The sequence below is a fragment of the Accumulibacter sp. genome (assembly GCF_023806625.1).
Classification (GTDB): Bacteria; Pseudomonadota; Gammaproteobacteria; order Burkholderiales; family Rhodocyclaceae; genus Accumulibacter.
This window is the reverse complement of the sequence record NZ_JAMTDX010000084.1, coordinates 1-2,711: the sequence shown is the minus strand read 5'-3', so window position 1 is coordinate 2,711 and position 2,711 is coordinate 1. Positions and strand designations below refer to the sequence as shown.

Sequence of the window (2,711 nt, the reverse complement as noted above, 5' to 3'; positions counted from 1 at the left end):
ACGAGGTCGTGCACAACCGCTTCGTCTGCGACGACCTGCGCGCCAAGGGCGCCGTGTTCGTCGACCAGCTCGCCGACATCCCTGCCGGCAGCACCGTCGTCTTCAGCGCCCACGGCGTCTCGCAGGCGGTACGCGACGAAGCCGCGGCACTCGGCCTGAAGGTCTTCGACGCGACCTGCCCGCTGGTCACCAAGGTCCATCTCGAAGTCGCGCGGATGCGCCGCGAGGGCCGCGAGATGGTCATGATCGGCCATCGCGGACACCCCGAGGTCGAAGGCACGATGGGCCAGAGCGACGACGGCATGTACCTCGTCGAAACGGTCGCCGACGCGCGCGCGCTGCGCGTCGCGACGCCCGAACGGCTGGCCTACGTCACCCAGACGACGCTCTCGGTCGACGACGCGGCGCAGATCGTCGCCGCGCTGAAGGAACGCTTCCCCAAGATCGTCGGGCCGAAGAAGGACGACATCTGCTACGCGACGCAGAACCGGCAGGACGCCGTCCGGCAGCTCGCCCGGGCGAGCGAAGTCGTCGTCGTCGTCGGCAGCCCGACGAGTTCGAACTCGAACCGGCTGCGCGAAGTTGCCGAACTCGCCGGCGCCCGTGCCTATCTCGTCGACGACGCCGGGCAGGTCGATGCCGCGTGGCTCGACGGAGTGTCGCGCATCGGGGTGACCGCCGGCGCCTCGGCTCCCGAAGTGCTCGTCGGCCAGGTCGTCGAGCACCTCTCTGGCGGCGACGACGCCAGCGTCGAGGCGCTCGCCGGCGCCGCGGAGAACGTCACCTTCGCGCTGCCGCGCGAACTCCAGCTGCCGACCCCGACGGCCACCTGAAGGCCAGCTTCACGCCGGCTGCCCACGGCGATGGCCTGCAGTCGGCCTGGCCCGGTCTCGGCACGGCAGACCGGCGACTCGGGTGTCGCAAATAGAAAAACGGCGACCCGTCGGGTCGCCGTTTTCCGGAGCAGCCGATCAGCCGGATCAGGCTGCGCGACGACGGCGCGCCGCGCCGAGACCGAGCAGGCCGAGGCTCAGCAGCGCGAGGCTCGCCGGCTCGGGCGCCTGCGGAATCGTAGAGCCGAAGCCGTCGAGGTACACATAACCGGCATGGCCGCCGTACGGGCAGTCCGAACCCAGCAGGGTCAGCGTGAAGTCGTGGCCGACGATCGAAGTGCCACCCGCACCGGCGGTCGTGAGGTCGATCGCTTCGACAACCCATCCGGCGGTGAACCAATTATTGTTCTTGGGCGACGTCCACACGGCGGAGCCGGTACCGGAACCGATCGACCCGGCCGAGCTGTAGGCGCGGCTGACTACGTCAACATTGTCGGTATCGTCGTGCAGGGTCAGCGAAAAGTAGTCCGAGTCGTACAGATCGTGCGACGCTTGCAGAACGGCCTGCCACGCGAAATAGATGTTGTTGTCCGTGTAGTTCGTCACTGACTGGGTGAGCGTCGACACCGAGTAGTTGTTGACCCGGTCGTTGACGCGAGCCGCATAGGCTCCGGCGTACACCTGGGGGAGACCGGTCAGCGGATCCAGACCAGGCGAAACGACGGTATTGTTCGGCGTCCCGCCGGCGTAGGTGCTCGGAGAAACGGGGGCGATTGGGCTGCCAAACCAAGAGCCTCCACCACCGGTCCAGCCGCTCAGGTCACCGGCTTCGAAGCCGCCATTGACGAACGTGTTGGCGAAGGCCGGGGCGCTGGCCAGGGCGGAGATGGCCAGGAACAGTGCAGTTTTTTTCATTGTGATCTCCATCAGAAGTATTTGAGGGTTTGCCTGGATGGCTCGCCAGACTCGTTAGCGGCTGGCGCGCTTAACATGTAGCAAGCGGCGTGCCAGATTTAGTCAACGGCTTATAATCAGAAACTTGGGAGAAGATCGGGTCGTCCCGGGCCGCCCGGTGTAAAGGAATCCGACACTCTTTCCGCCAGGTGGCCGGCGACCGGAGAGGCACGCAGCCCTTGCCGGAGCGGCCGCGTGCTTCGCCTTGGCTCGCCGCCGCGGCACCGTCGGCCATGCCCTGACCCTGCCCCTGCCGTGCTCCGGCTGACCCGATGGCGGCCATGCCGGCGACGCCTGCCTGGACGGCTTCGCGCCCGCCGAACCTCCCTGAGCCCGCCCCCCTGGCCGCGCTGGGCCTGAGCTTGGCCGGTCTGGGCTTCCCGCGCCGCAAGGCTGCGTAACGCGTCCGTGCGACAAAGGGGCGGCGGCCTTCGGGCCGTCGTCGTGCCTTCTTGGCGTACAATCTCCGCTCGACGAATCCGTAACCAAGCGCGTGGCGAAGAAGAACATCCTGACCCAGGGCAGGAAGGCCCAGGCCGACCGGCTGGCCCTGAATGACCGCACGGAAGAGGCGCGGGCGATCTATGCCGGCGTCTGCCGGTCGGACCCGACGGACGTGGAGGCCTGGGTCAAGCTGAGTTCCACCCAGCGACGTCTCGGCCTTTACGCCGAGGCCGAGGCGAGTTCCAGGCGTGCTCTGCTGCTCGCCCCGAACCAGGCGCTTGCCCACCACACCCTTGCCGTGGCCCTGCAATGCCAGGGCCGGCTGGACGAGGCGATGGCCAGCTACCGCCAGGCCATTCAGCTGAGACCGGAGTATGCCGACTCCCACTATCTGCTCGGCAACGCCCTGATGCGTATTTCGCGTGATCGTGACCGCGATTTCACAAATGCGTGACCGCCGTTTCACGAAAAGCGTGACCG

3 protein-coding genes are annotated in these 2,711 nt (G+C 67.4%); 2 read left to right on the top strand and 1 reads right to left on the bottom strand.

The window, feature by feature from the left end; translation table 11 throughout:
* A partial coding sequence (gene ispH, locus NFW05_RS14105) for a 4-hydroxy-3-methylbut-2-enyl diphosphate reductase (RefSeq protein ID WP_295308130.1) occupies nucleotides 1–833 on the top strand: 833 nt, incomplete at its 5' end.
* 147 nt (nucleotides 834–980) lie between these two features.
* Here the strand turns inward: ispH and NFW05_RS14100 are convergent.
* Nucleotides 981–1,748: a PEP-CTERM sorting domain-containing protein gene (locus NFW05_RS14100; protein WP_295308127.1), complete on the bottom strand. Its 768-nt coding sequence runs from the start codon at nucleotides 1,746–1,748 to the stop codon at nucleotides 981–983.
* Nucleotides 1,749–2,280: 532 nt separating this feature from the next.
* Between NFW05_RS14100 and NFW05_RS14095 the strand changes: the two genes are divergently transcribed.
* Nucleotides 2,281–2,685: a tetratricopeptide repeat protein gene (locus NFW05_RS14095; protein ID WP_295308118.1), complete on the top strand. Its 405-nt coding sequence runs from the start codon at nucleotides 2,281–2,283 to the stop codon at nucleotides 2,683–2,685.
* Nucleotides 2,686–2,711: the final 26 nt, after the last annotated feature.

Coding starts and splice junctions, on each gene's coding strand:
- NFW05_RS14100 (WP_295308127.1), bottom strand. CDS start 1,748: ATGAAAAAAACTGCACTGTTCCTGGCCATCTCCGCCCTGGCCAGCGCC.